At 67.6% G+C, this 26,102-nt stretch carries 22 protein-coding genes; 5 read left to right on the forward strand and 17 right to left on the reverse strand.

Annotation, left to right across the window (positions count from 1 at the left end; all coding sequences use genetic code 11):
- Nucleotides 1–260: 260 nt before the first annotated feature.
- Nucleotides 261–1,814 (forward strand): thioredoxin family protein, encoded by a 1,554-nt coding sequence (locus ABE483_RS02240; protein WP_346462303.1) that lies wholly within the window; start codon nt 261–263, stop codon nt 1,812–1,814.
- On the opposite strand, the gene ABE483_RS02245 is transcribed toward ABE483_RS02240, so the two are convergent.
- The 4 genes from ABE483_RS02245 to fusA all read right to left on the reverse strand — a co-directional run bounded on the left by ABE483_RS02245 (nt 1,703) and on the right by fusA (nt 8,430).
- A complete protein-coding gene (locus ABE483_RS02245; protein ID WP_346481025.1) occupies nt 1,703–4,588 on the reverse strand; it encodes a serine/threonine-protein kinase in 2,886 nt (961 codons plus the stop codon). The two genes, ABE483_RS02240 and ABE483_RS02245, sit on opposite strands and share 112 nt — an antisense overlap.
- 33 nt (nt 4,589–4,621) lie before the next feature.
- Complete coding sequence (locus tag ABE483_RS02250; RefSeq protein ID WP_313218314.1) at nt 4,622–5,179, reverse strand: ECF-type sigma factor; 558 nt, start codon at nt 5,177–5,179, stop codon at nt 4,622–4,624.
- Between the two features lie 116 nt (nt 5,180–5,295).
- Nucleotides 5,296–6,222 carry a M14 family metallocarboxypeptidase gene (locus ABE483_RS02255; protein ID WP_121036800.1) on the reverse strand — a complete coding sequence of 309 codons (927 nt, stop codon included), beginning with the start codon at nt 6,220–6,222 and terminating at the stop codon, nt 5,296–5,298.
- Between the two features lie 165 nt (nt 6,223–6,387).
- Complete coding sequence (gene fusA / locus ABE483_RS02260; protein ID WP_346481026.1) at nt 6,388–8,430, reverse strand: elongation factor G; 2,043 nt, start codon at nt 8,428–8,430, stop codon at nt 6,388–6,390.
- A gap of 567 nt (nt 8,431–8,997) precedes the next feature.
- Between fusA and ABE483_RS02265 the strand changes: the two genes are divergently transcribed.
- Nucleotides 8,998–11,196: a TonB-dependent siderophore receptor gene (locus ABE483_RS02265; protein WP_346481027.1), complete on the forward strand. Its 2,199-nt coding sequence runs from the start codon at nt 8,998–9,000 to the stop codon at nt 11,194–11,196.
- Nucleotides 11,197–11,226: 30 nt separating this feature from the next.
- Here the strand turns inward: ABE483_RS02265 and ABE483_RS02270 are convergent, their stop codons facing one another.
- The 7 genes from ABE483_RS02270 to ABE483_RS02300 form a co-directional block, all read right to left on the reverse strand.
- The gene (locus tag ABE483_RS02270; RefSeq protein WP_313211025.1) at nt 11,227–11,994 is read right to left on the reverse strand and encodes a heme ABC transporter ATP-binding protein; all 768 of its coding nucleotides are present in this window, start codon (nt 11,992–11,994) and stop codon (nt 11,227–11,229) included.
- Nucleotides 11,991–13,025, reverse strand: coding sequence for an iron ABC transporter permease (locus ABE483_RS02275; RefSeq protein WP_313219192.1), 1,035 nt, complete (start codon nt 13,023–13,025; stop codon nt 11,991–11,993). Before ABE483_RS02275 ends, ABE483_RS02270 begins: the two co-directional genes overlap by 4 nt.
- Before the next feature lie 20 nt (nt 13,026–13,045).
- Entirely contained in the window at nt 13,046–14,080 is a 1,035-nt protein-coding gene (locus tag ABE483_RS02280; RefSeq protein WP_346481028.1) for an ABC transporter substrate-binding protein, read from the reverse strand.
- Between the two features lie 69 nt (nt 14,081–14,149).
- Complete coding sequence (locus ABE483_RS02285; protein WP_346481029.1) at nt 14,150–15,532, reverse strand: ATP-binding protein; 1,383 nt, start codon at nt 15,530–15,532, stop codon at nt 14,150–14,152.
- A gap of 123 nt (nt 15,533–15,655) precedes the next feature.
- Nucleotides 15,656–16,663 carry an alpha/beta hydrolase-fold protein gene (locus tag ABE483_RS02290; protein WP_346462293.1) on the reverse strand — a complete coding sequence of 336 codons (1,008 nt, stop codon included), beginning with the start codon at nt 16,661–16,663 and terminating at the stop codon, nt 15,656–15,658.
- Nucleotides 16,664–16,745: 82 nt separating this feature from the next.
- A complete protein-coding gene (locus ABE483_RS02295) occupies nt 16,746–17,579 on the reverse strand; it encodes a hypothetical protein (RefSeq protein ID WP_346481030.1) in 834 nt (277 codons plus the stop codon).
- Between the two features lie 27 nt (nt 17,580–17,606).
- The gene (locus ABE483_RS02300; RefSeq protein WP_313211030.1) at nt 17,607–18,167 is read right to left on the reverse strand and encodes a TetR/AcrR family transcriptional regulator; all 561 of its coding nucleotides are present in this window, start codon (nt 18,165–18,167) and stop codon (nt 17,607–17,609) included.
- 119 nt (nt 18,168–18,286) lie between these two features.
- On the opposite strand from ABE483_RS02300, the gene ABE483_RS02305 reads away from it, so the two are divergent.
- Nucleotides 18,287–18,892: an NAD(P)H-dependent oxidoreductase gene (locus ABE483_RS02305; protein WP_346481031.1), complete on the forward strand. Its 606-nt coding sequence runs from the start codon at nt 18,287–18,289 to the stop codon at nt 18,890–18,892.
- 170 nt (nt 18,893–19,062) lie between these two features.
- Here the strand turns inward: ABE483_RS02305 and ABE483_RS02310 are convergent, their stop codons facing one another.
- Together ABE483_RS02310 and ABE483_RS02315 are read right to left on the reverse strand one after the other, a co-directional pair.
- Nucleotides 19,063–20,508, reverse strand: coding sequence for an amidohydrolase family protein (locus ABE483_RS02310; RefSeq protein ID WP_346481032.1), 1,446 nt, complete (start codon nt 20,506–20,508; stop codon nt 19,063–19,065).
- A gap of 113 nt (nt 20,509–20,621) precedes the next feature.
- A complete protein-coding gene (locus ABE483_RS02315; protein WP_346481033.1) occupies nt 20,622–21,227 on the reverse strand; it encodes a glutathione S-transferase family protein in 606 nt (201 codons plus the stop codon).
- A gap of 114 nt (nt 21,228–21,341) precedes the next feature.
- Between ABE483_RS02315 and ABE483_RS02320 the strand changes: the two genes are divergently transcribed.
- Together ABE483_RS02320 and ABE483_RS02325 are read left to right on the forward strand one after the other, a co-directional pair.
- Nucleotides 21,342–22,337 carry a WYL domain-containing protein gene (locus tag ABE483_RS02320; protein ID WP_346481034.1) on the forward strand — a complete coding sequence of 332 codons (996 nt, stop codon included), beginning with the start codon at nt 21,342–21,344 and terminating at the stop codon, nt 22,335–22,337.
- A gap of 51 nt (nt 22,338–22,388) precedes the next feature.
- Nucleotides 22,389–23,282, forward strand: a complete 894-nt coding sequence (locus tag ABE483_RS02325) for a LysR substrate-binding domain-containing protein (RefSeq protein WP_346481035.1) — start codon at nt 22,389–22,391, stop codon at nt 23,280–23,282.
- On the opposite strand, the gene ABE483_RS02330 is transcribed toward ABE483_RS02325, so the two are convergent.
- The 4 genes from ABE483_RS02330 to lolA form a co-directional block, all read right to left on the reverse strand.
- Nucleotides 23,275–23,547, reverse strand: coding sequence for a hypothetical protein (locus ABE483_RS02330; RefSeq protein WP_019184750.1), 273 nt, complete (start codon nt 23,545–23,547; stop codon nt 23,275–23,277). The two genes, ABE483_RS02325 and ABE483_RS02330, sit on opposite strands and share 8 nt — an antisense overlap.
- A 95-nt stretch (nt 23,548–23,642) precedes the next feature.
- Nucleotides 23,643–24,041, reverse strand: a complete 399-nt coding sequence (crcB, locus tag ABE483_RS02335) for a fluoride efflux transporter CrcB (RefSeq protein WP_313211036.1) — start codon at nt 24,039–24,041, stop codon at nt 23,643–23,645.
- Nucleotides 24,041–25,342 carry a replication-associated recombination protein A gene (locus ABE483_RS02340; RefSeq protein WP_313211037.1) on the reverse strand — a complete coding sequence of 434 codons (1,302 nt, stop codon included), beginning with the start codon at nt 25,340–25,342 and terminating at the stop codon, nt 24,041–24,043. The genes crcB and ABE483_RS02340 overlap by 1 nt, the downstream gene beginning before the upstream one ends.
- Before the next feature lie 121 nt (nt 25,343–25,463).
- Nucleotides 25,464–26,102: an outer membrane lipoprotein chaperone LolA gene (lolA, locus tag ABE483_RS02345; protein ID WP_070471577.1), complete on the reverse strand. Its 639-nt coding sequence runs from the start codon at nt 26,100–26,102 to the stop codon at nt 25,464–25,466.

Here is a 26,102-nt window from a genome sequence, read left to right on the forward strand (position 1 = left end):
CTGCCCCAATGCAGAAATGCGCAGGCGTTATGTCGTGTTCGCCGATGGCGATATCGCGTGCGACCAAACCATGACATTCGTCACCGCGCGAGCGGCATGGCAACGCTACGCAGGCGAAGCGCGCAGGCTGGCTGCACGCGCCTTATCACGGCAAGGCCTGCCGTCATGAGCAATCCGAATCAAGGGGATGCGGCCGGAGCTGCCCACGCTTCCTACAATCAAGCACGCCTCCTGCCCTGCCTCCCCTTCTGGATTCCTCAATGCGCCTTGCTCTGTCCCTTGGTCTGCTGGGTGTGGTCACCCTGCTACCTGCCTGCACCCCTGCCCCCTCCCCCGCTGCCACCGCCACGCCTGCTGCGACCGGGCAGGCGCCTGCGGAAATTGCCTGGCGCCACGGCGACGTGGACGACGCCTTCGCCGAGGCGCGCGACAGCGGCAAACCGGTGCTGCTGTACTGGGGCGCGGTGTGGTGCCCGCCCTGCAACCAGCTCAAGGCCACGCTGTTCAAGGATCCGGCCTTCATCGCGCTGACCCGGCAGTACGTGCCCGTCTATCTGGATGGCGACGAAGAAGGCGCACAGGCCTGGGGCGAGCGCTTCGGCGTGCGCGGCTACCCGACGCTGATCGTGCTCGACCCCGAGCGCAACGAGCTCACCCGCCTGGCCGGTGGCAACGACAGTGAAGCGCTGACCCGCGCACTCACCCTGGCCGCCGGCCGCCGCACGGCCGTCAGCGAGGTGCTGCAGCACGCCCTGAGCACACCCGGGGACGTCAGCGCCGACGACTGGCGCGTGCTCGGCGATTACGGCTGGGAAGTGGATGCCAATCGCCTCGCCGGTGAACGTGATGCAGCGTCATTGCTGCAGCAACTGGCCACGGCGGCGCCCGAGCCTGCGCTGCAGCGGCGGTTCGCGTTACTGGCGCTCGGCGCCGGCAAGCCGGACAAGACACCCACACCGGCGCAACGCACCCGCACCCGCACCCTGCTCGATGCCGTTCTTGCAGCACCCGCGGAGGTCCGGGCCAATCGTGACCTGCTGGGCTACCAAGGCCCTGCCCTGGTGGCGCTGGCCAGTGCCACGCCGGAACAGGCGCAGCAGCTGGGAGTGCAGCTGCTCAAGGCGCTGGATGCCGCCGACCACGCACTCGGCGACAAGGCCGATGCGCGGCTGGGCACGGTGATCACCGAACTCGCCCTGCAGCGCGAGCAGCACCCCGACCAGCCCATTCCGGCCGCGCTGAAGACAAAGGCGGCGCAACGCGTCGCCGCCGCCGATGCGGCCGCGACCACGCTGCACGAGCGCCAAGCGACGATCAGCACCGCGGTGTACGTGCTGCGCCAGATCGACGACGACGCTGCGGCAGAGAAACTGCTGCTCGCCGAGCTTGATCGGAGTGAGACGCCGTACTACTACATGCCTGAATTGGCCGACCTTGCCGAAGAACGCGGCGACAAGGCCTCGGCCATCGCCTGGCTGCACAAGGCCTACCAGGGCGCACAGGGGCCGGCCACCCGCGTGCAGTGGGGCGTGCTGTACGTGGAGGGCCTGCTGCGCCTGAGCCCGGATGATGCGGCGGCGATCGAGACCGCCACGGGCGAGGTGATCGCCGATCTCGCCGTGCAGCCGGCCGGCTACCACCAGCGCACCCGCCAGCGCTTCGAACGGCTCGGTACCGCATTGCAGGCGTGGAGCCGCGAGCATCACGGCGCGGAGAGCCTCACCCGGCTGCAGGCGCGGATGACCGCAACGTGCGCAAAGGCGGCCACCTCGGACGACGGCAGTGCGGGCTGCCAGGGGTGGCTGAAAAGCTGATGCGGGGCGTCGCCTAACCCTTGAGGCGCTCCTCCAGCGCATGCAGTCGCTGCAGATAGGGTGCGCCGGGCACCAGCTCTGCCTCCAGCAGTGGCTTGGCCTGCGCGATCTGCCGGCGCGCAGCCTCCCGCTCGCCGTTGGCCTGCAGCGCCTCGGCCAGCGGTACGCGGTACGCGGTAGCGTGCCACGGACGGCGCTTCTGCCCCGAACAACGCAACATTGCCCTCCAGCACCGCGCGCCAGCGCGTCGCCGCCAAGGCGGCCTGCCCGGCACGCAGCGCCGCTTCGGCCTGCATCTGCTGGTAGCGCAGCTGCAACGGCGGCGACATCGACGGTACGATCGGCGCCATCGCCAGCAGCGCCTGCTCTGCCTGCGCCGATTGCCCGCGGTGGATCATCCACTCGATCTCGCCCAGGTGCGAAATGCGCAGATCCGGCGCGTCGGCCGGGCTGATCCGCTGCCAGATCGGCAACACGCGCTGGATCAGCGGGCCGGCCTGGTCGGCACGACCGCTGCGCATCAGCAGCCGCGCCAGGTTCATCTCTGCCCGCAGGCTGGAAGGCTTGTCCGGCCCCAGGACCTGGCGGCGGATCGCCAGCGAGCGCCGGTACAGCTGCTCCGCCTTGCCCATATCGCCGCGGGCTTCTTCCAGGTTGGCGTAGTTGTTGAGGTTGATCGCGTGGTCGATGCTGTCTTCGCCACTGGTGAGCGCACTGATGCGCAGACAGGTATCAAAGCCCTCCGCACTCTCCGTGTAACGACCGAGATCCATGTGCAGCAAGGCCAACTCGCAGTACGCCAGGGCCGTGCGGGAACTGTCCTGTCCATACAGCTGCAGGCTGAGATCGCGCGACTGCAGCAGCAGCGGTGCAGCCTCGTTCGGCTTGCCGCCTTCCTGCAGGGTCATGGCCAGTGCGTGCAGTCCGTGCTGGTAATCGGCACTGGTCTCACTGCGGCGCCGTTTGATCTCCAGCGAGTCGCGCAGCAGCTGCTCGGACTTGTCCAGCTCACCGCGGTTGCGGTACATCAGCCCCATGTTCTGCATCACCGTGGCGGTGCCGCCTTCCGTGCCCGGCTCGCGGACGGTGCTGCGCATTGCCAGCGACTGCTGGAACGCCGCCTCGCTCTCGGGATAGCGCTCCAGCTGGCTGTAGGCCAGGCCCAGCGAGTTCAGCACATGTGCGCGCGTGCGTGCATCGTCTTCGCGATCAAGCAGCTGCAGCGCACGTTCGGCGTACTTCAGGCCTTCTTCGCCCCGCTTGCCGTTGCTCATCTCCACCGACAGATCGCTGTAGGTCTGCGCGGCCAGGCGCGCGCGATCGACCGACGGCGATGCCAGGCCTTCAGCCGCGCTGCGCAGCAGCGTCTCGGCCTGCTTGGGCAGGCCGATGTTCTGGTACGCGCGCCCCAGCACGCTCTGCAGGCGCGCCCGCAACGCCGGCGAATCGGCCAGCTCCGCATCGACCTGCGCCGCGCTGGCATCGAGCACTGCGCGTGCACTGACATCTTCGGTGCCGCGTGCACCGCGCTCGCGCGGATCGGCGGCATCGAAGGCGGCGACCAGGAACTCGCTGACCTGCTCGGCGATCGCCGCTTCTTCCTGAGCGCGCGCACTGGATTCGCTCAATCGCCAGACGAAGCCGCCCGCCATGGCCGTCACCGCGACGGCCACGCCGGCCGCCTGCCAGTGCCGACGCAGCCACCGGTGCGTGCGGTAGCCCGCTCGGCCGCCACGCGCCCGCACCGGGTGATGCGTCCGCCAGCGCTCGATGTCATCCGCCAGCGCCTCCACCGAGCCATAGCGCTGGGCCGGGTCACGTGCGCTGGCCTTGGCCGCGATCGCATCGAGGTCCCCCTCCAGGTGCTTTCGCCACGCGCACGATGGCCGCGCCCAGCGGCTGGGCAACGGAACCGCGGCACCCGCCGGCTGCCCATCATGGCCAAGCCGGCGATCGGCCAGCATCTCGACCAGGATCACACCGAGGCTGTACACGTCGGTGGTGACACCCACCGGCTCGCCCGCAATCAGTTCAGGGCTGGCGTAGACCGGCGTGTAGAAACGGTCGGCGCGGGACTCGGCTGCGCTGTCCAGCCAGCGTGCGATGCCGAAATCCAGCAGCACCGGCTCGTTATCCGCGCGCACCAGGATATTGCTGGGCTTGAGATCGCAGTGCACGACCAGGCGTGCGTGCGCGGCCTGCACCGTACGGCAGATCCGAACGAACAGCTGCAGGCGCTGGGAAAGATCGAGCGGACGGTCACAGCAGGCGCGGTCCAGTGGCTCGCCGTCCACGTACTCCATCACCAGATAGGGTTGGCCGGAAGGGGTGCTGCCACCGTCGTACAACCGGGCGATGTTGGGGTGCTCCAGCCCGGCCAGCATCTGCCGCTCGGCGGCCAGGCGCTGGCTGATCTCGGTCGTCGGCAAGCCGCGAAGCAACTTGATCGCCACCCGTTGCTGGTAGGTCTCGTCAGCGCGCTCGGCGAGGAACACCGCTCCCATGCCGCCACTGGCCACGCGCCGGGTGAGCCGCCAAGGACCGATCCGTTCACCCACCTGCACATCCGGCTCGGCAAGCTGGACAATCAACTCGCGCAGGGGGCGCTGCGCGCTGTCCAGCGCCATGGTCTGCGCTTCCAGCAGCTCGATCACCTCATCCAGCAGGGCCGGATCGTTGGTCATCCGCCCCAGCTCGGTGCGCCACGCGGTCGGCGGCAGTTCGCACGCCGCATCGAACATCGTGCGCAGCTGCTGCCAGCGGTCATCCGTCATTGCCCCATCCCCCTGTCACGATAACGCCCCCGATCAGGCCAGGCGCTGATTGAGCCAAGCCTTCGCAAAGCGCAGATCGCGGTCGACCGTCGGCACCGACACCTCCAGCACGACCGCGATTTCCTGGCGGTCCATCCCGCCGAAATACATGTATTCCACCGCACGTGCGGCGCGCTCATCGTGCCCGGCGAGCTGGTTCAACGCCTGGTGCAGCGCCAGGACCTCGTAGTCGCAGGTCGGCGCATAGGGCACGTCCTGATCAGCATGCGACAAGGTCAGGTTCCACGCCCCGGCCCCGCGCTTGGCTGCCGCGCCACTGCGCGCAAAATCCACCAGCACCGCGCGCATCTTCAAGGCCGCCAGCGCGAGGAAGTGCGCGCGATCCACGAACTCCACGTCCGAGCCCATCACCCGCAACAGCGCTTCATGCATCAACGCGGTCGGCCGCAGGGTCACGTCGGCATGGCGCTGGCCGATACGGGCTGCTGCCATCTCGCGCAGCGCGGGATAGATCAGATCAAACAGATGCGCCTGCGCCTGCGGATCCCCGCGCCGCCACCGGTGCAGCCACTGCGTGACATCGCCACTCATCATCCCCGCTCCCAAGACGCCAGCCTCTCCGGCCAGACGCCCCCGTCCCTGATGGCCGATGATAGCGCACGGGCGCCTTGGCACCAGCGCGCCGGCGGGGGGCGGGAAGGGGGCGATCAGGCGCGCGGATGGGCCAGGGCGAAGTCCAGGCCAGCGCATACCGCCGCGACCTGCGCATCGTTGCATTCCTGCGGCGAGGTCCGCGGGCTGTCCGGGTACACCTCGGTGGTGGTGGCGTACAGCGCGTCGGTGAACCCGGCGCAGGCGCCGATCGAACGCGATTCGCCCCAGACCACGCCCGGTGACTGCAGCGGCATGCCGATCAGCTCGCCATTGGCGTCGGCGGGGGCGATGTGCGTGATCTTCTCCACCGCGGCGATCAACGCCTGCTGGAACGCCGGCTGCGGATCTTCGCTGTTGCCGATCACGTAGAAGCCATCGGGAATGATGTCCGGCACCAGGGCGATGCCATCGCGGGCGCAGCGCGCCGGATCGAACTCATGCAGATCGCTGTCGGTCGTTTCATGCAGGTCCAGGTGCACCAGCAGATCATCGCCACGCGCGGCCATCCAGCGCATCAACGAGGCCGCTTCTTCGATCTGGCCCTCACCGCGGAAGCTGCGGTTGGGATCGATCGCATCGGGATTCCAGCGCTGGATGCGCTCATAGCCCCACGGGCTGACGCAGGGCGCGACGATCAGATTGATACGGCCCGCATACGCCTCGGCATGCTGATCCAGGAACTGCAGCGCGCCATGCACGCCGCTGGTTTCATAGCCATGCACGCCGCCGGTCACCAGCGCGGTCGGCAGTGCCGGATCCCACGCATGGCTGACCACCGCAAACAGCGGGTAATGATCCGGCGCGTAGTCCAGCTGGCCGTACTGCACCACATCGAAACGCTCGCCCAAGCGCTCGAGCGCGGCCACCACATCGTCGTGGTAGCTGCGCTGGCGCTGCTGATTGGCGCGCCACTGGGCCCGTTCGGCATCGCCCCACGGCTGGCCGGGGGTGCCGATCGGATAAAAATGCGTGTTGCTCATGGCCGTACTCCAAGGAAAAATCCGGTCGCTGCGGCCGTTGGCTGCGTGCGACATTGCGGCAGACATTCTAGCTGCGGGCGGGCATCCGGCGCTGTGCGGACTACCAACGCTGACACGGAAAAAGAGGACCGGTTGCCCGGCCCTCTTCTCGTTCCACATCGACGGTCAGGCCGTCTGCGCCGCCTCATACCCATTCAAGCGCATGTCGCTGGACGCGCGCCCTTGGGTCAGCGAACGCAGCGAGGTGGTGTAGCCACCCAGTCGCGCCAGCGGTGCATAGCCGAGCACTTCCGCCTGCCCATCCTGGTCCTCGATCGAGGCCACCCGCCCGCTGCGGCGGTTGAGGTCGCCCACCACATCGCCGACGTTCGCCGACGGCGCGTGGATGGCGATCTCCATCACCGGCTCCAGCAGCTGCGTGCCCGCCTCGGCCAGCGCGGCTTTCACCGCCTCACTGCCAGCGCGGTGGAAGGCCATGTCCGAGGAGTCCTTGACATGGGTCTGGCCATCGACCAGCGTCACCTCGATACCGACCACCGGATGGCCCAGCGGGCCTTCGCCCAATGCCGCGCGAACGCCCTTCTCCACCGCGTTGACGAACCCGCGCGGGATCGCACCGCCGACGGTGCGGTCGACGAAGGTCACCTCGCCATCCTCGCGCGGCGTCACATCGATCAGCACCTGGGCGAACTGGCCCTGGCCGCCGGTCTGCTTGGCGACCTTGCCCTCCACCCGCTGTACCGCGCGCTTCGGGGTTTCCTGGTAGGCCACGCGCGGCTCGCCGGTGCGGATGGCGACGCCCCACTCCGTGCGCAGACGCTCGACCATCACCTCCAGATGCAGCTCGCCCATGCCCCAGATCAGGGTTTCACCGCTGTCCGCATCGGTGTCGACACGGAACGACGGATCCTCCTGCGCCAGGCTGGCCAACCCTTGGCTGACGCGGATCAGGTCCGAGGCCTTCTCCGCCGTCAACCGCCATGCCAGCACCGCATGCTGCGCCTGGATCGTATCGAGCAGCAGCGGGCGCGAGGGCGCACTCAGCGTTTCACCACTGACCGCATCCTTCCAGCCCAGCACCGCGACGATGTCACCGGCCACGGCCTGCTTGATGTCGTGGGTCTGGTCGGCCTGCACCCGCACCAGGCGACTGACACGCCGCCCCTGCGGATGCTGTGAACTGGCCAGTGCATCACCCACCTTCAGCGTGCCCGAGTACACCCGCACGAAGCTCAGCGCACCGTGGTTCTGGTGCGTGATCTTGAACAGCAGCGCCGCAAGCGGGCCATCCGGGTCCGGTGGCAGCAGCACGTCGTTGCCGTTCTCGGTGGCCACCACCGCCGGCCGATCCAATGGCGAGGGCAGATAGTCGACCACCGCATCCAGCAGCGTCTCAACGCCCTTGCTCTTGAACGCGGCGCCGGCCAGCACCGGGACGCCCGCACCGGCCAGGGTGCCGCGACGGATCGCCGCGCGCAGCTGTGCGTTGTCGATTGGCGCGCCTTCCAGCCACGCCTGGGCCAGCACGTCGTCGGCATCGGCCACGGCCTCGATCAGCGCCTCGCGCTGCGGCATCCACTGGGCAGCCTCATCGGTCGTCCAGGCATGACGCAAGGCAGTGCCCTTGTCATCCCAATGCACGGTGCTGCGGTCGACCAGGTCCACCCAGCCGTTGAACTGGCTTTCCGTCCCGATCGGCACGCCGAGCGCCCACGGCGTGGCACGCAGCTTCTCGCGCAGCTGGGTCAGCACGCGTTCGAAGGACGCCCCGGTGCGGTCCATCTTGTTGGCGAAGGCAATCAGCGGCACACCGTGGCGACGCGCCTGGCGCCAGACCGATTCGGACTGGGGCTGCACCCCGTCCACCGCGGAGAACACCGCGACCGCGCCATCAAGCACGCGCAGGGACCGTTCCACTTCGATCGCAAAATCGATGTGGCCGGGGGTGTCGATCAGGGTCAGGTGATGGATCGGCTGGTCGCGCGGTGCCCAATGGGCCTGCACGGCGGCCGCGCCGATGGTGATGCCACGCTCGCGCTCGATCGCCGAGAAATCGGTGGTCGCCGCGCCGTCATGCACCTCACCGACGCGATGGATCTCGCCGGTTTTCCACAACAGCCGCTCGGTGAGGGTGGTTTTGCCGGCGTCGATGTGGGCAATGATGCCGAGGTTGCGCCGGAGGGTAAGGGTCTGGGTATGGGTGTTCATGGGATAGGTCTCGCTGCCAACATCGGGGAGCCGCACGCCGCCGTTGGCTAACGGGCGTGCGGCCAGGTTTGGGGCTCGGCGATCTGGTGCATGGCACGTTCTCCTTCAGACAGTTCTGCTACGTGGAAACGAAAAGAGCGCCCGGTGGGCGCTCTGCGTGGGGTCCAGGGTGACCGGTGTTCCGGTCAGCAGCCTCGCACTCCGATTGGCAGACGCGCCCGTGCCGCGACATCGCGGGTCAGGGTAAAAAACGTCAGAAGCGGCATCGAAGTCATGTGGGTCACCTGCGGTGTAGCCGGCATTGTAGACCTCTGATGGCCGGCTACAAGTCTTTATTCGCACCACCAGCGCAACACTGGGCATCAGTGGCGAACATGCAACCTTAAATTGGCACAATCAAATCGAGCCGGTCGCAGATATGCGAATGGTTCGCAATTGCGTATACACCGGAAATCCTTAAAATGGTGGCCCATGCGTCGCCTACGGCGACCCCCGCAAGGCTGACGCCGTACGACCACGAGACGGCACGCCAGCGCCCCCTTCCTCCGCGTTCTCGAGTTGTTGCCCATGCCCTGCTCCCTGCCACTGCCTCCGCGCCGGTTGCGCCCCAACCTGCTGGCCCTCGCCTGCCTGGCCACCGCATTGGTCCCCGCCGCATACGCCCAGACCGCCACCGATCTGGACGCGGTGCGCGTCAATGCCTACCGCGCTGCCAACAGCATCAGCGGCGCGACCAAAACCAACACCACGCTGGCCGAGACCACGCAATCGGTATCGGTGATCGAGCGGGCGGAACTGGATGCGCGCGGTGTGCAGTCACTCAACGATGCGATGCGCTATGTCGCCGGTGTCAGCTTGGAGAGCTCGGGCATCGACAACCGCGTGGATGACTTCCGCATCCGTGGCTTCGATGCCGGCAGCTGGGCGAACAACGTCACCCTGGACGGCATGCGCGCGCCGCAGGGCACGCAGTGGAACCGCAGCATGTTCGACAGCTGGAACCTGGAGCGGGTGGAAGTGCTCAAGGGCCCGTCGGCGGTGATGTACGGCCAGGTCGCCCCGGGCGGCATGGTCAACCAGGTGAGCAAGACGCCGACGCCGGATCAGGAGCAGCAGCTGCGCGTGGGTGTGGATGCCAATGGCCAGTACAACGCGGCGTTCGACGTCGGCGCCGGCACGGCCGACAACGACCACCTGTTCCGCCTGGTCGGCCTGTATCGCGACGGCGACACCCAGATCAAGCCCACCGCACAGAAGCACTGGTTCCTGGCGCCCAGCTACACCTGGCAGATGGCCGAGCGCACCCGCATCACCCTGCTCGGCCTGTACCAGAAGGATGACGGCGGTTCGACCTACCAGTTCCTGCCGATGGCCGGCACGCTCAACGCCACGCCGTATGGCCACATGAAGAACACCACCTTCATCGGCGAGCCGAGCTGGAACACGTTCGACCGCACGATGTGGACCGCAGGATGGCTGTTCGAGCACCAGTTCAATGATCACCTCACCCTGAGCCAGAGCGCGCGACGCACGCATGTGGATTCGCTGTACCGCGGCGTGGTCACCGATGGTGCGCTCAACGCCGATGGCCGCACCCAGAAGCGCCGCGCCACCTACGGCACCGGCGATTCCGATGGCGATACCCTGGACACGCGGCTGCAGGCACGCTTCGCCACCGGCGCGGTCGACCACACCCTGCTGCTGGGCTGGGATTGGCAGAAGGCCGATTGGGAAGGCGTGCGCGGCGCGATGAGCAACCCGGCACCGATCGACATCTTCAACCCGGTCTACAGCGGGTATACGCCGCGTGTCACCTCTCTGAGCCCCACCGAAGGCATCAACCGCCAGAGCGGGCTGTACCTGCAGGACCAGCTGGCGCTTGGCCGATGGCGCCTGACCCTCGGCGGCCGGCATGACTGGACCAAGGATGATTCCTCCAGCACCACCCGCAACCTGGTGACGGGTGCGACGGTGCTGCAGCCGCGCAGCGTGATCAAGAGCGAGGCGTTCTCAGGCAATGCCGGCCTGCTGTACGTGTTCGACAGCGGCTTCACGCCCGATGTCAGCTACGCAGAATCCTTCCAGCCCTCCACCGCGAGCGCGCTGCAGAGTTTTGATCGGCACGCGTTCGATCCGGTGTATGGCAAGCAGTGGGAGGCCGGCGTCAAATACCAGCCGGCCAGCATCGACGGCCTGATCACGCTCGCTGCCTACGACCTGCGCCAGGAAAACCTGGTCACCCAGGATCCCGATCTGAGCCACATGAGCTGCGGCAACACCGGCAACGCGCGGTGCTCGATCCAGGACGGCGAAGGCCGCATCCGCGGTGTTGAGCTGGAAGGCCGCGTCACTCCCACGCAGGGTTTCAGCCTGATCGGCGCAGCCACCTGGATGGACTCGGAGATGACCCGCAGCGATCAGTACAAGGGCAAGGAACTGATCATGGTGCCCGACTACAGCGCCTCGTTCTGGGCGGATTACACCGTCCAGGGCGGCGCCCTGCAGGGCCTGAGCCTGGCCGCCGGGGCGCGCTACAACGGCAAGAGCTACGGCGACAGCGCCAACCTGTATCTGATCCCGTCGTACACCTTGTTCGATGCTGCGATCCGATACGACCTCGGGCAGTTCGGCAGCACCCGCGTGCAGCTGGCCTTGAACGCCAGCAACCTGGCCGACAAGCGTTTCGTATCCACCTGCACCGGCGTGTCGTCGTGCTACTACGGCAGCGGCCGCACCGTGATGGCGACGGCGCGCTTCGGCTGGTAAAGGGTGGCGGCGCCGGGGTAACGCCCGGCGCTACGCGTCGGTCACCACCACCAACGGGACATCGCGCTGCGGATGCCGCAGCACCAGCACCGGCTGCTGGTAGACACGCTCGATGTGTTCCCGCGTCAGGACCTCGGTCGGCGTGCCATCGGCCGCTACGCGGCCCTGCTCCAGCAACACGATCCGGTCCGCATACGCAGCGGCCAGATTCAGATCATGCAGCACCACGATCACACAGGCGCCGGCATCGGCCAGTTCGCGCACCGCGCGCAGGGTGCGCTCCTGATGGCGCAGATCCAACGCCGCCGTCGGCTCATCCAGCAGCAGCAGCGGGGTGTCCTGGGTCAGGACGCGGGCAAAGGTCGTGCGCGCGGCCTCGCCACCGGACAGATGCTCCACTTCCCGCTCGATCAACGCATGCAGGTCCGCCCGCGCCAGCGCATCGGCGATGCAGGCGGCGTCTTTGACCGGATCCGGCGGATGCGGCAGCCGCCCCATCGCCACCACTTCATGCACACGGAACGCGAACCGCACCGCGTGCTCCTGCGGCATGACCGCGCGCTCGCGTGCCAGCGGCTTGGCTTTCCAGTCCGGCAGCGCCTGCCCACGCAGCAGCACCCTGCCCTGATCCGCCTCCAGATCGCCCGCGGCCACCGCCAGCAACGTCGACTTGCCCGCGCCGTTCGGCCCGACCAGCGCGGTGACCGTGCCCGGCACGAAATCCAGCGTGATGTCATCCAGAATGCGTCGTGCGCCGCGGCTCAACTGCACCGACTGCAACTGCAGCAGTGCGCTCATGCGCCGCTCCGGTGGCGCTGACGCATCACCAGCCACAGGAAGAACGGCGCACCCAGTGCGGCCGAGAACAGGCCCAGCGGAATCTCCGACGGCGGATCCAGCGTGCGTGCGGCGGTATCGGCGACCACGATCAACAGCGCACCGGCAACGCCCGAGACCGGCAGCAGCCAGCGATGGCCAGGGCCGACCAGCAGGCGCACGACGTGCGGCACGACCAGGCCGACGAAACCGATCGAGCCGGCGAAGGCGACGGCGGCACCGACCAGCAGCGCGCTGAAGGCAATCAACTTGAGCCGCGTGCGCTTCACATCCAGCCCGAGGTGCTGGGCCTGGCGCTCACCGAGCGCGAGCATGTCCAAGGGCGTGGCCAGACGCAGCAGCGCGATCGTGCCCAGCACGAACACGGGCGCCACCGCGACCACGTCCATCCAGTCGGCCTGGGCCAACGAACCCATCTGCCAGAACACCAGCGATTGCAGCTCGCTCTCGCTGGCGATGTAGGTCAGGAATCCGATCATCGCCGAGCAGAACGCCGCGATCGCAATGCCGACCAGCAGCAATGTCGCCGTGCCGGTGCCCTGCCCCGGCCGCGCCAACAGATACGTCAATGTGATCGCGCCACCGGCACCGGCGAAGGCCGCCAGCGGCAGCGTCCACGCACCGAAGGCGCCGGCACCGAGCACGATCGCCGAGACCGCACCCAAGGCAGCGCCCTGGGTCACGCCGACAATGCCGGGGTCGGCCAAGGGATTACCGAACAACCCCTGCAGGCTCGCGCCGGCCATCGCCAGTGCGGCGCCCACCATCGCGCCCAGCAAGGCACGCGGAATGCGCAGCTGCCAGACCACTGCCAGATCGCGGGTACTGACGCTGGCCGGATCGGCCAGCCCCAGCTTCACGCCGATCGCCTGCAGCACCTCCATCGGCGGCAGCCGCAACGGGCCCACCGCGAACGAGGCGATGACTGCGATCAGCAACCCCACCGCAGCCCAGATCAACACGGTCGCGCCGCGCCGGCGCGCAGGACTCAACACCGCCATGCCTCAAGCACTCACGGGCGTGGCACGGTTGCAAATGCCGCGGCCAGCGCCACCGCGCCACTGCCTGAGGCGACGCTGGCGGACTTCAACTCCACATCCGGCATCACCCACACGCGGTTGGCCGCACCGGCCGGCGTCTGCCGGAGCGTTGGATAGGCGCGCCACAGCCCGGCCTGGCCACCGAACAGGGCCAGATCGTTCTCGGTCACCAGAATCACATCGGGCGCCGCAGCCACCACGCCTTCGTTGCTCAGCGCGGAATAATTGGCCACACCGGCTTCGTCGCCGATGTTGATGCCACCGGCGAGCGTGATCAGCTTGCCCGAGGCGCTGTCCGAGCCCGCCACCGTCGGCGCGCCGCCGGCACCGGTCGCGGACACGTGGATCACGCGCGGGTGCCATGCCAACGCGGCACCACTGGCCTTGGCCGCATCCAGCTGCGACTGCACTTTCGTAGCCAGTGCTTCACCCTGCTCGGCCATGCCGACGGCGGCGGCGACCTTGCGCACCTTGTCCGCGGCCGGCTGCAGATCGTCGACGATCACCGCCGCTTCGCCTGCACCGCGCAGCTTGGCGGCCAGATCGGAATGGCGCCGCAGGCTGTTGCCCAGGAACAGGGTGCCCTGCAGGCTCAACACGCCCTCCACACCGGTGGTGCGGTTGAACAGAAATTGTTTGGGGGCCTTGCGGCCGGATTCGGTGGCCGAGCGCAGCGGCGCGGCGTACACCTGCTCGTCCAGGCCGAGCGCTTCGAGCACGGCGATGATGTCATCGCCACCGGCAATGATCCTGGAGGTATCGGTCACCGTGGTGGCCACACCGTCATCGGAGGTGACCTGTGCCGGCAACTGCTGCGTGGCGCCTTCAATGTCTGGTACGTCCACACCCACCACACGCTGCCAGCTCGCCGGCAGCGCTTCGGCGGGCTGCGCGGCCGATGCGGCGGCGGTATCGGCAGCCGGCGCGGCAGGCTCTTTCGAGCACCCGGCAATCACGGCGACCAGGGACAACGCCAGCAGGCTGCGGCGGACAACAATCGACTTCATGGCAGTTCCTCTTTCATCAGAACGGCGGGGCTGATCGCCCCGCCGCCAGTGCAACGCACTGCGCGAAACTCAGTTCGCGCGGGTGCTGATGCGGGTGATGCGGTCGCCCTTGGGATCCTGGGCATCACGCGACTTGTTGACGGCAAACACGTTGCCCTTGCCATCTTCACGCACATGGTTCGGGAAGGTGCCGCCATCCAGGTTGCCCACCACCTTGCCGTTGCCATCGACCACCGTCACCGTACCGGCACCGCGGTTGGTCACATAGGCCAGCTTGGACACCGGCTCGAAGGCCACGTTCAGCGCACCCGCGCCGACCGGCACGTCGTGCAGCACCTTGCCGCTGGCGACATCGACGATCAGCAGGTTGTCGGTGCCCTGCGAGGCCACGTACAGGCGACCGGCCGAGGCGTCATAGGCCACGCCGGAGGCGCTGATCGCGTTGCCCAGATCGATCACCTTCTCCACCTTGCCGGTGGTGGTGTCGATCACCGCCGCTTCCGGCGTGCCGATGCTGACGGTGAACAGCTTGCCGGCCGCTTCATCCAGCACCAGGCTCATCGGGACGAACTTCTTGTCGTCCACGCCCGAGGCCAGGGTGATCGACTCCAGCGGCTGCAGGGTGCGGGCATCGAATACCGAGAGATGATCTTCGCCGGCGGCCGAGGCGAACACCTTGCCATGACGCCCGTCGACCACGATGTCGCGGGCATGCGGCACCGCACCCACATCGAACTGGCGCACCAGCGACAGGTCCTTCTGGCGATACACGGCCACGGTGTCCTGGCGGGTATTGGTGACCCACACGTTGCCGTTGGCATCATCCACGCCCACGCCGTACACCGCGAACACTGCACCGCCCTTGCCGCCGGGCACTTCAGCCGGGGTGATCCTGGTCGTGACCTTGAGGGTCTTCGGGTCCAGCTTGAGCAGCTGCGACTGGGTGACCGGCGGGCGACCGACGGCAGCGGTGACGAACACCGCGTTGCTGGCCGCGCTGTACGCGGACTGGTACAGGCCCTGGACCAGCTTGGCCGAGGTCTGGCTGAAGTTCTGCTGGCCGCTCAGCGGCAGGTTCGGCGAGACGCGCAGCGACAGCACCGTGGCCGCGGACGGCTGGCTGGCGCGTACGATCACCGGCTGCTGACCGGGCACGGCATCGGCCGGAATCGCGACGCTGCCCTTGAAGTTGCCCTCGGCATCGACCACGTACGGCGTGGCATTGAGTACCGTCTCACCGCGCAGCAGGGTGACCTGCTGGCCCGGCACGAACTGGCGGCCGATCACTTCGGCGTCGCTGCCCGGCACCACGTTCTGGCCGCGGCTGACGACTTCACCACGGAAGCCGTTGGCCGGCGCATCGAACACCGGCTGGGCGAACACGGTCGGGCTGGCCAGCGACAGCGCGAGGGCCAGGGTGGCGACGCGCGGGAGGGTTTTCAGGGTGTACATCAGCAGACTCCTTCTGTTGGGGGCGCGCCGGTTGGCGCGTTGTCACAGTGCTTGCCTTGGCGTGGCCGCGGTCCGTTGCGGCGGTGGCACAGGGCCACGGAACTGCCTGGGGTAACGAAAAAATCAGGGGGCCGGCGCGGGTGTGCCGCTGCGATCGGTGATGCCATACAACTGGCTCAGCGTCGCCTTGAGCGATGCCGGCAGCATCGGCCCATGGCCAAGGCCGGGGAACTCGCGGTACTGCACGGTCAGGCCCGGCACCTTGGCCAGGCGGGCGGCCAGCTGCTGCGCTGCATCGGGCGTGGCGCCACCAATGCGGCGCAGATGCGCGACCACGCGCGGATTGGTCATGTCACGCACGCCCCGGTTGCCGGTGCGCTCGTCGCCACCCAGCATCACCGTGACCTGGGCCGGCTGGCCCTGGGCGTTGGCGATGAACTGGCGCTCCATGTCGCCCAGCGGGGCGCCCTGGCTCCACCACAGTGACGGGCTGGCCGACACGTAATGCTGGAACGCGGCCGGCCGGGTATACAGCGTGCTGACCACGAACAGGCCGCCCAGCGAATGGCCCCACAGCGACTGCTGCTGCAGATCGATGCGGGCACGGCGCTGCACTTCCGGCTTGATCCGGCGCTCGATCAGATCCAGGAACGCATACGCACCGCCACCGCTGGACTGCGACGTGCCGTTCTCGTCGTCGGCGGTATCGATCCACGCCGTGTAGTCGCGCGTGCGCGCCGGGGAATCGATGCGCAGATCGTTGTCGTAGCCGATGAACACCAGCACCGGCGCGGCATGCGCAGCCAGATCGGCAAGCATCGCCTGGTCGAGCACCATCGCCGCGGCGTTGCCATCGAGCATGTACAGCACCGGTGCCGGCGTGGCCGAGGCCTTGGCCGGCACACCGACATTCACCCGCCAGCGGCGGGCCTTGTCGGGGCTGTCGAGCACGAAGTGTTCAAAGCGATAGCTCTGCGCCGGCTGATCCAGCACCGTCTCACCGACCTTCTGCTCGGGATTGCGCTGCTGCGCCGAAGCGGGCGACAACGCCGCCATGCCGATGGCGGTCGCTACGCCCAGCGTGCGCAACCACGGCGATACGGAAGAGATCAGCGACGACGAAACAATCATGACTACCCGGAGCGAGGGACGGTGCTATCGCGCCAGTGTAACTCAAATGAGAATGGGTATCACTGACGTTGCGCCACCCGGTTCAGCGCGCGCAATCGCCCGAGGCCTTGCGCGCCGCACCTACCGTCGCGCCGCCCTTGCCACTGGCGGACATCCAGCCCTGCAACGACATCGCGTCCGGCACGCCCTCCGCCATGGGCGCCGCAGCGATCACCAGTTCGCGCGATGTCCCTACCGGGTCCAGTTCGGCCAGGCGTGCTGCCTTGTCACCGTCAGTATTGACGATGTCATCCGGACCGGAGGACGGCGTCCGGGTGGTGTTCTCCGTCTTGGTCATCTTGATCCGGATCTCGCCGCCGACCGCATGAGTCACCGCTACCGCGTACAGCTCCTTGCCATAGGCCCAGGACGTCTCGCGTTGCGCTGTCGATGTCTGTCCTTCGGCCGGCAGCGCCAGGGCATCACCCGTGATCCCCTGCACCATCGCCATCCCGCCCATCACCGCCATGTACATGCCGTATGCGCGCATCTGCTTCTCTTCCTGGGTCTTCGCCGCGGGCGCGCCCGGCCAGCTCGCCTCGAGATTCAGATGTGCTTTGCCCTTGCACAGGGTCAGCACGACCGGCTGACCCTCACCGTCGCCGAGGCTGATCAGGCTGTCGCCGTTGCGGAACTGCTGCACACGCCCGATCAGTGGTGCGCCGCTCACCGGCACCTGGTTGACCTGCACACTCGAGGCCGCCTCCAGGCGCGCATTCAACGAAACCGTCGCAGCGGTCGCAGCGGTCGCAGCGGTCGCAGGCAACGTCGCACCGATCGCGGCAGCAAGTACAAGAACAGGCAGGAAAACGCGCATGGCATCCAGTCCAACAAGGCGGGACATCATACGCGCCCGATCCTCGGCGGCGCCGCGCATGACACTGCCAAACAGACGGTAGAACGCTCAGCCGCGCGCAACCATCGCGGCGATCGTCGCCGCCAGTTCGCGCACGGCCTGCTCAGGGGTGATGTCGCCCGTCGTCGCCGCATACGAGAGCCCTTCGGCCGCGCCGAGCATGCCCCATAGGCCTGCCAAGGGCAGCGCGCCGGCCGGTGCAAACGGTGAGAGCAGCGCGCGGCACTGCTCGAGAAACACCACGTCGTACTCGCGCTTGATGCGCGCCAGCTCGGGCGAGCCGGCCAGCGCGGCGATCACGCCGGGAATCTCACGCCCCTGCTTCATCACACAGGCCACGTAGGCATCGGCGATGACCTGCGCCTTCTCCGCAAGCGTCGAACCGCTGTCGGCAAACCGCGCGTCCATCACCACGCCCTGGCGCGCATCGAAATCCTGGTACAGCGCCGCCAACAGTCCGGCGCGGGTGCCGAAATGGTCATACACCACCGGCTTGGTCACCCCGGCCTGCTCGGCAAGGCGCCCCAACGTCAGTGCGTCAGTACCCTCCTCGCGAATCAGACGCCAGGCCACCTCCAGCAACTGGCGCAGGCGGTCGTCGCGGCTCATCCGGCGACGAGGGGTGGCAGAGGCAGGATCGTGCGGACTTGACATTGCTATATACCAATCGTAACTTACGAGTCGTAACTTACCAAAAGTATACAGCCTCCGCCTCTTTCTGGAATCCCATGCACACCTTGATCGTCACCTCCCATCCCGACCCCGACGGACTGACCCACGCCGTCGCCCGCCGCATTGCCGACGGCATCGCCGAAACCGCCGGCGCGACAATCGAACTGGCCGACCTGACTGCAGAGGGCTTCGACCCCCGCTTCACCCAGGACGACCTGAAGGGCCATCATCGTCAGGCGCCCTTTCCCGCCGATGTTCTGGCCGAACAGGCCCGCCTGGACCGGGCTGACGCGCTGGTCCTTGTGTTTCCGGTCTACTGGTGGAGCATGCCGGCGCTGATGAAGGGCTGGATCGACCGGGTCTTTACCGGTGGCTGGGCCTACGACGACAGCAGCGGCCAGGGCGTACTCAAGAAACTCGGGCACCTGCCTGTCCACCTGGTCGGCCTGGGTGGCGCCGATGAGCGCACGTGGCACAAGCGCGGCTATACCGAGGCGATGAAGACCCAGATCGACACCGGCATCTTCGACTACTGCGGCGCGCCGGTACTGTCCTCCACGCTGCTGCTGGAAACAGATGCGGGCGATGCACACACCCATCTGCAGACGGCGCATGCGCTGGGGCAGCGCATTGCCATCACGCCCGGCGCGGGAGCCCACTGAGCCGATCCGATGCAACGGCAGGTGCAGCAGACCACGTTCGCCGATGGCAGCGCGACCGCGCGCTTTGCCGACGGCCGCACCGTCAACTGCACCTCGCTGACATTGCCGCAGCCCGGCGCATTGTCCAGGCCGGAGCGCGCCCACCACGCCGGTGAGCGCGCTCGCCTCCATTACTCCTTCGTTTCTTCCGCCTTCCAGGCCGCGACCTTCGCCCTGGTCTGGGCCAGCAGCGCATCCAGCGCCTTGCGGTCATAGCCTTGGCCACGCAGCACCACGTACTGGATGCTGCGTGTGGCCTCGATGTCTTCCAGCGGATTGCGCTCCAGCAACACCAGATCGGCCGCCTTGCCCGGCGCGACCGCACCGTAACGATCCAGCGTGCCGAACCAGGCCGGGCCCGCGCGCGTGGCCGCCGAGAGTGCCTGCGCTGGGGTCAGCCCTTCCTTGACGAACAGTGACAGTTCGTCATGCAGGCCGATGCCGGGGTAGTTGAACGAGTTGAGGAAGCCCGCATCGGTGCCGGCCATGATCGTGACCCCGGCCTGCTGCAGCATCGGCAGCACCGCGGCGACCTGGCGGTACTCCTGATGCCGCGCCTGGATCTGTGCCGGCGTGGCCTTGGCCGCACGCTCGACGCGCCAGGCGTAGGTGGCCTGCAGCTTTGGGCCGATGTAGGCCAGATAGGGATCGTCGCGATGGTCGTCCTGGTCCAGGAAGTCCAGGATGCGCCCGCCATTGAGGGTCGGCGTCACGAACACCCCCTTCGCTGCGAAACCGCGATAGGCGGCCATGGCGGTGTCACGGTCGAAGCCCGCATCCAATCGTGCGTTGGCCTGCGCGCGATCGATGCGCTTGGCCGCGAAGTCCGCCGCAATGGCGGCCTCGTCCTTGACGCCGGCCTTGTAGGCATAGTCCAGATGCTCGATGGAGCTGATGCCGGCATCGACGGCCTGCTGGACGGTCAGTGCCATCGGGATATGCCCGGACGCACGCAACCCGTTGGCGCGCGCGCCACGTACCGCGGCCAGGAACAACTCAGGCGTCAGCGTGCTGTCGGTGATCTTGACGAAATCGACGCGGTCGCGCTTGAGGCGCACGAACGCCGCATCCAGATCCGCCTGCGAACCGACTTCGATGGTGCCTTTCCAGACCGGCTTGATGCCTTCGATCTTGGCACCCGAGGTGAACAGCTGCGGGCCGGCCAACTGGCCGCTGGCGATCTCGCCGCGCCACTGCAGCACCTGCTCGGGCAGATCGCCGGACGCGTCACGGATGGTGGTGATGCCATGGGCGATGTACAGCGGCAGCAGCGCCTTGTTCTCTTCGATCAGATCCGGGCCGCCCCCGAAATGCACGTGCATGTCCCACAGGCCCGGAATCAGATAGCGCCCCTTGCCGTTGACCTCCTCGCGGGCCTTCCACGCCTTGCGCATCGCACGATCGCTGCCCATCGCCACGATGTCCTGGCCGCGTACCACGACGGTCTGGTCCGGCACGGTGGAGGCATGCTCCACATCGACCACGGTCGCATGCCGGATCATAAGGTCGGCCTGCTCGGCCGCGAACGCGGAAGGGGCCAGTGCAAGCAGCACGGGAAGGGCAAGACGCAGGGACATGGGCAGTGCACCGGAAAATGGAGAACCGGGCCACCTTACGGTCGGGCCCGGTCCATTCACCAGTTAAATTTTGGAATGCGCGTCATGCACATTCCCGATACACAGTACCCCGCTCAGACCGCGCCCTGCATCGCCGGCCGCGCCTGCACCTGTTGCAGCCAGGCGGCCACCGCCGGGTGCGCCTCCACCGCAGCGCCCAGATACGTGCCATAGCCGACCACCTGGCCAACCACCAGATCCACCAGCGAGTAAGCCTCACCGAGCATCCAAGGCTGCTGCGACAGGCGCGCCTCCAGCAGGTCCAGCAGCGCGGTGGCGGTGCGGATTGCGGCGGCGGCATGGTCGGCATCGCGCAGCGCATCGTCCGTGGTGGCCAGCCACACACGCCCGATCACCGCGCCATAGGTGACATATGCCCACGTGCACCACGACATCGCCTCCAGCCGCGCCGGTGTGCCGTCGTGCGGCCACAGACCCTTGGCCACGCCGAAGTGCTCGCCCAGCCACAGGTGGATCGCCAGGCCTTCGAACATCGGCGTGCCATCCACCACCAGGCACGGCACCTTGCCGTTGGGATTGATGGCCAGGTAGTCGGCCGTGCGCTGCTCGCCGGCGCGGATGTCGATCCTGACCCGCTCATGAGGGACGGCCAGTTCGGCCAGGACGCAGGCGATCGGGGTGGCGCTGGACATCGGGTGCCAATAGAAGACGAGGGACATCTGGAACTCCTTGAGTGTGGTCAGGGGTGCGACCGAAGTGGTCCTGCACCGTGGCCTCAAGGCTAGCCACCCTTGCGGACAGAACCCGCCCGCAATGGCTGCTACGCTTTCTCGATGCTGACCGCCTCCGCCCGCCTGCTGAGCCTGCTGTCCCTGCTGCAATCGCGCCCGCATTGGGGCGGCGGCATGCTGGCCGAGCGCATGGGCATCCATCCACGCACGCTCCGCCGCGACATCGACCGGCTGCGCCAGCTGGGCTATCCCATCCACGCCAGCACCGGTGTCGCCGGCGGCTACGCCTTCCGCCCGGGCCGCGCCCTGCCCCCGCTTCTGCTGGACGATGAGGAAGCCCTCGCAGCAGCGATCGCATTGCGGACGGCCGTGACCGGCACGATCAGCGGCATCGAGCAGACCGCGATCACCGCGCTGGTCAAACTTGAGCAGGCCATGCCCCCGCGCCTGCGCCCCCGGTTGGACGCGCTGCGCTCGGCGATCCTGCCGACGGACCAGATCGGCCCGCTGGTCGATGCCGGCCGGCTGACCACTCTGGCTGCCGCCTGCCGCGACCAGCTGCAACTGGCCTTCGAGTACATCGACCGCGATGGCCAGCCAAGCTCACGCCAGGTGGAGCCCCAAGGCGTGGTGCACACGGACCGGCGTTGGTATCTGGTCGCCTGGGATCCTGCACGCGACGACTGGCGCACCTTCCGCATCGATCGCATCACCAGCACGCCCGTGGTGGGCGCGCATTTCGCGCCGCGCGCCGGGCCCGGCGAAGGCGATCTGCGCCGGTGGGTCGCCCAGGCACTGTCGCTCGGGCAGTACCCCGACGAGGCGCGGATCATCCTGCACGCGCCCTTGGCTGCCCTGCGTCAGCAGATTCCCGCATCGACTGGCGTACTGGAGGTCGTGGATGCGGGGCGTTGCCTGCTGCGCTGCGGCGCCAACCCGCTTGGCTCGGTGATCTATTGGCTGCTGGCCATGGACCTGGAGTTCGAGGTACTGGGACCACCAGCGCTCATCGAGCGACTTCGCCAGACCGCCGAACGGGTGGCCCGCAGCCTGACGCAGCGCCCTGCCGATGCCGAGCCGATGCCCACGGGCGATTAGCCGCCCTGCATTGCCATGGCGGCCGCTGCCATTGCGCTCCACAATGGCAGCATGACCGCCAGTGAAAAACCGAATCGCACCCTGTTCGATCTTGATCTGCTGCGCGCGATGGTGATGGTGGCCGATTGCGCCAGCTTCACCACCGCCGCCGCACGCCTGCACTCCACCCAATCCACCATCAGCCAGAAGATCCGCCGGCTGGAGGAGATGGCGGGCCATCCACTGCTGGTGCGCGGCAACCGCGACGTGCACCCCACCGATGCCGGGCAGCTCGTCCTGGGCCACGCGCGTCAGCTGCTGGCGCTCAACGATCAGCTGCTGGAAGCGCTGGCCGGCACCACGGTGGCCGTCACGGTGCGCTTGGGCGTGCCGGAGGATTTCGTCAGCGCCGCGACCACCCAGCTGCTGGGCGCCTTCAACCGCGAGCACCCCCAGGTCAAGCTCGAAGTCACCAGCGGCCTCAGCCGCGACCTGGCCAATGGCTACGATCACGGCGAACTGGATCTGATCCTGGTCAAGCAGCGCCGCAACAGCCGCGCCGCCGTTGCCTGCTGGCCGGAGACCATGGTCTGGATCGACAGTGCCCGCAATGGCTGCATCGGCCTGGATCCGGTGCCATTGGTCACCTTCCCGCCGCGCGGGCTGTATCGCGACGACATCATCGATGCCATCGAAGCACTCGGCCGCCGCTGGCGGATCAGCTTCACCAGCTCCAGCCTGAGTGGCATCCAGGGCGCGGTAGCCGATGGCATGGGCATCAGCCTGCTGCCGGCACGCGCCCTGAATCGCGATCACACCGTGCTCGGCGCCGAACAGGGCCTGCCGCCGATCGATACGTTCGAGATCGCCCTGCTCCATCGCGCCACCGCCGACCCGCTGGTCAAGGCGCTGGCACTGCGCTTGGCCAAGCTGCTCAACCAGGAGCGGGCGGGCGCGCCTACTTGAGCTGCAGCGGGTAGCGCTGCCAGAGCACGTGCACCAGGAAACCGGTCAGCTCCGGGTCCTTGCTGGTGATCGAGGCACGGATCTTGTCCAGCAGCACCATGTCGCTGCAGTTGCGCACATCGGCGTGACCGGCCTGGCCGGCGCGGCGCGCACGGTAGCGGGCCGCACGCTGCGCATCGGTCATCGCGTAGCCGAACGTGGGCGGACGGCCGCGCTTGCGCGGCAGCGTCAGTTCCAGTGTTCCGGGGTCTTGTTCATCGCGCATGACGGACGAGGATGCAAACGGGGGCGCGCACGATATCGTGAGACATCACTTTAATCCAGCGTTTTCCGTGGATTTCTGCATTTGCGACGCAAGCGTCAGCGCCACGCCTCTGCCACGCGCGCGCCCGCCCACACCAGCAGCATCCCGCCGACCAGGCTCACCCCGAGGTACAGCGGCACCATCAGGCTGCGATCGGTACGGGTGAACACCAGCGACTCGAGCATCATCGAGGAGAACGTGGTCAGCCCGCCCACGATCCCCACGATCAGAAAGGCGCGCCAGTACACTGCGGCCGTGCCCCGACTCTGCAGCCAGATCATCACGTAACCCGCCACGAACGCGCCGACCAGGTTCACCGTCAGCGTGCCCCACGGGAAGCCAGTCCCGAACTGGCGCAGCATCGCATCGCCGATCATGAAACGCAGCGCCGCGCCCAGTGCGCCACCGGCCATCACCAGCCCAAGCTGCTGCCACCACAGGCCCAGGCCTTCCATCAGTCAGCGCCTTTCTCTGCCCGCGCCTGTGCCCGCGCCGCACGCAGGCGGTCCAGCTTCTCTTTCAGCTTGATCTCCAGCCCGCGCGGCACCGGTTCGTAATACACGCGCTCACCCATCGCATCGGGGAAGCCGGTCTGATCCAGCGCAATTCCCCCGTCCGCGTCGTGATCGTACTGATAGGTCTTGCCGTAGCCCAGCTCCTTCATCAGCTTGGTCGGCGCGTTGCGCAGGTGCAGCGGAACCTCCTGGGTACCGGTCTCGCGCACTTCCTGCTTGGCCTTGTTGAAGGCGGCGTAGCCGGCGTTTGATTTGGCGGTACTGGCCAGATAAAGCACGAGTTGCGCGAAGGCGAGCTCGCCCTCCGGGCTGCCCAGGCGTTCATAGATATCCCACGCCTCCAACGCCATCGACTGCGCGCGCGGATCGGCCAGGCCGATGTCCTCGATCGCCATCCGGGTCAGGCGCCTTGCCAGATACGACGGATCGCAGCCGCCATCGAGCATGCGGGTCAGCCAGTACAGCGCGGCATCGGGGTTGGAGCTGCGCACGGATTTGTGCAGCGCCGAGATCTGGTCGTAGAACTGCTCGCCGCCCTTGTCGAAACGACGGGTGCGATCGGCCAGCACCTGCACCAGCATCTCCGGACTGATCCGCCCGCCGTCGCCGCTGGCCAGTTCGGCCGCGATCTCCAACAGCGTCAGCCCACGGCGGACGTCACCATCGGCTGCGGTTGCGATCTCCAGCAACGCCTCGGGTGCCACCTGCAGATGCTCCGCGCCCAGACCGCGCTCGGTGTCCTGCAGCGCACGTTCCAGCGCCTCGACGATGTCACTTGGCGACACCGACTCCAGTACGTGCACGCGGCAGCGCGACAGCAGCGCCGAGTTCAGTTCGAACGAGGGGTTTTCGGTCGTGGCGCCCACGAACACGATCGTGCCGCGCTCGATGTGCGGCAGGAACGCATCCTGCTGGGCCTTGTTGAAGCGGTGCACCTCGTCCACGAACAGCACCGTGCGGCGCCCCTCGGCGAAGCGCTGCGCGGCCTCGGCCAGCACCTGGCGCACCTCCGGCAGGCCGGACAGCACGGCGGAGATCGCGCGGAACTCGGCATCGGCGTAATGCGCCAGCAGCAGCGACAGCGTGGTCTTGCCGCAGCCTGGCGGGCCCCACAGGATCATCGAGTGCACATGGCCGGACTCGACCGCCCGGCGCAGCGCGCTGCCCGGTGCGAGCAGGCGCTTCTGGCCCACCATCTCGTCCAGCGTCTGCGGGCGCATCCGCTCGGCGAGCGGACGCATGTTGTCCCGATCCACGGTCAGCAGATCGGGCCCATTGAAAGTCGTTCGGTTTCTGGCCACGTGTCTAGTGTATCGCGGCAGATTGCAGCGGGCATGCCGGCCAGCGGCCGGCACTACACCGTCATTCGCCGATGACGTCCACACCCTTGGCCGGGGTGAAGCTGAAGGTGCCCGAGGCGAAGCTCGGGTTGCGCTTCCAGCCAGTGAAGCTGATCACCGTGCGCTGGCCAACCGCATCCACGACTTCCATGCGGGCCAGGCCCTGGCCATTGAAGCCCAGTGCGGCGTACTGGAAGGCGGTATCGGTATCACGCTTCGGGCTCAGCGCCAGCCACTGCAGGCCATCACGCACGGCCGCCTCTTCGCTGACGTCGTACTGCTTGTCCAGCAGCGCCGGATTGATCAGGGCGGTCAGCGGGCTGTTCTGCTCTTCCTGGCCCTGCGGGCGCACGCTGGCCTGCTCCAGGTCCGGCTCATACACCCAGACCTTCTTGCCATCGGCCACGATCAACTGTTCGTGCGGCTTGATGTACTCCCAGCGGAACAGGCGCGGCGCGGACAACGCAACGCGGCCGCTGGTGGTTTCCTTGACCTTGCCCTTGCTGTCGAACACCTGCTGGCTGAACTGCCCGTCCAGACCTTTCAGACCCTGCGTGAAACGGTTGAGCTCATCACGGGCGCCCGCCCAGGCCGACGCCGAACCGACACTGGCGACAACCAGGGTGGCAGCAAGCAGGGAGCGGCGGAAAGTGGTGTGCAT

It is taken from the genome of Stenotrophomonas sp. TWI602, from assembly GCF_039674045.1.
Classification (GTDB): domain Bacteria; phylum Pseudomonadota; class Gammaproteobacteria; order Xanthomonadales; family Xanthomonadaceae; genus Stenotrophomonas.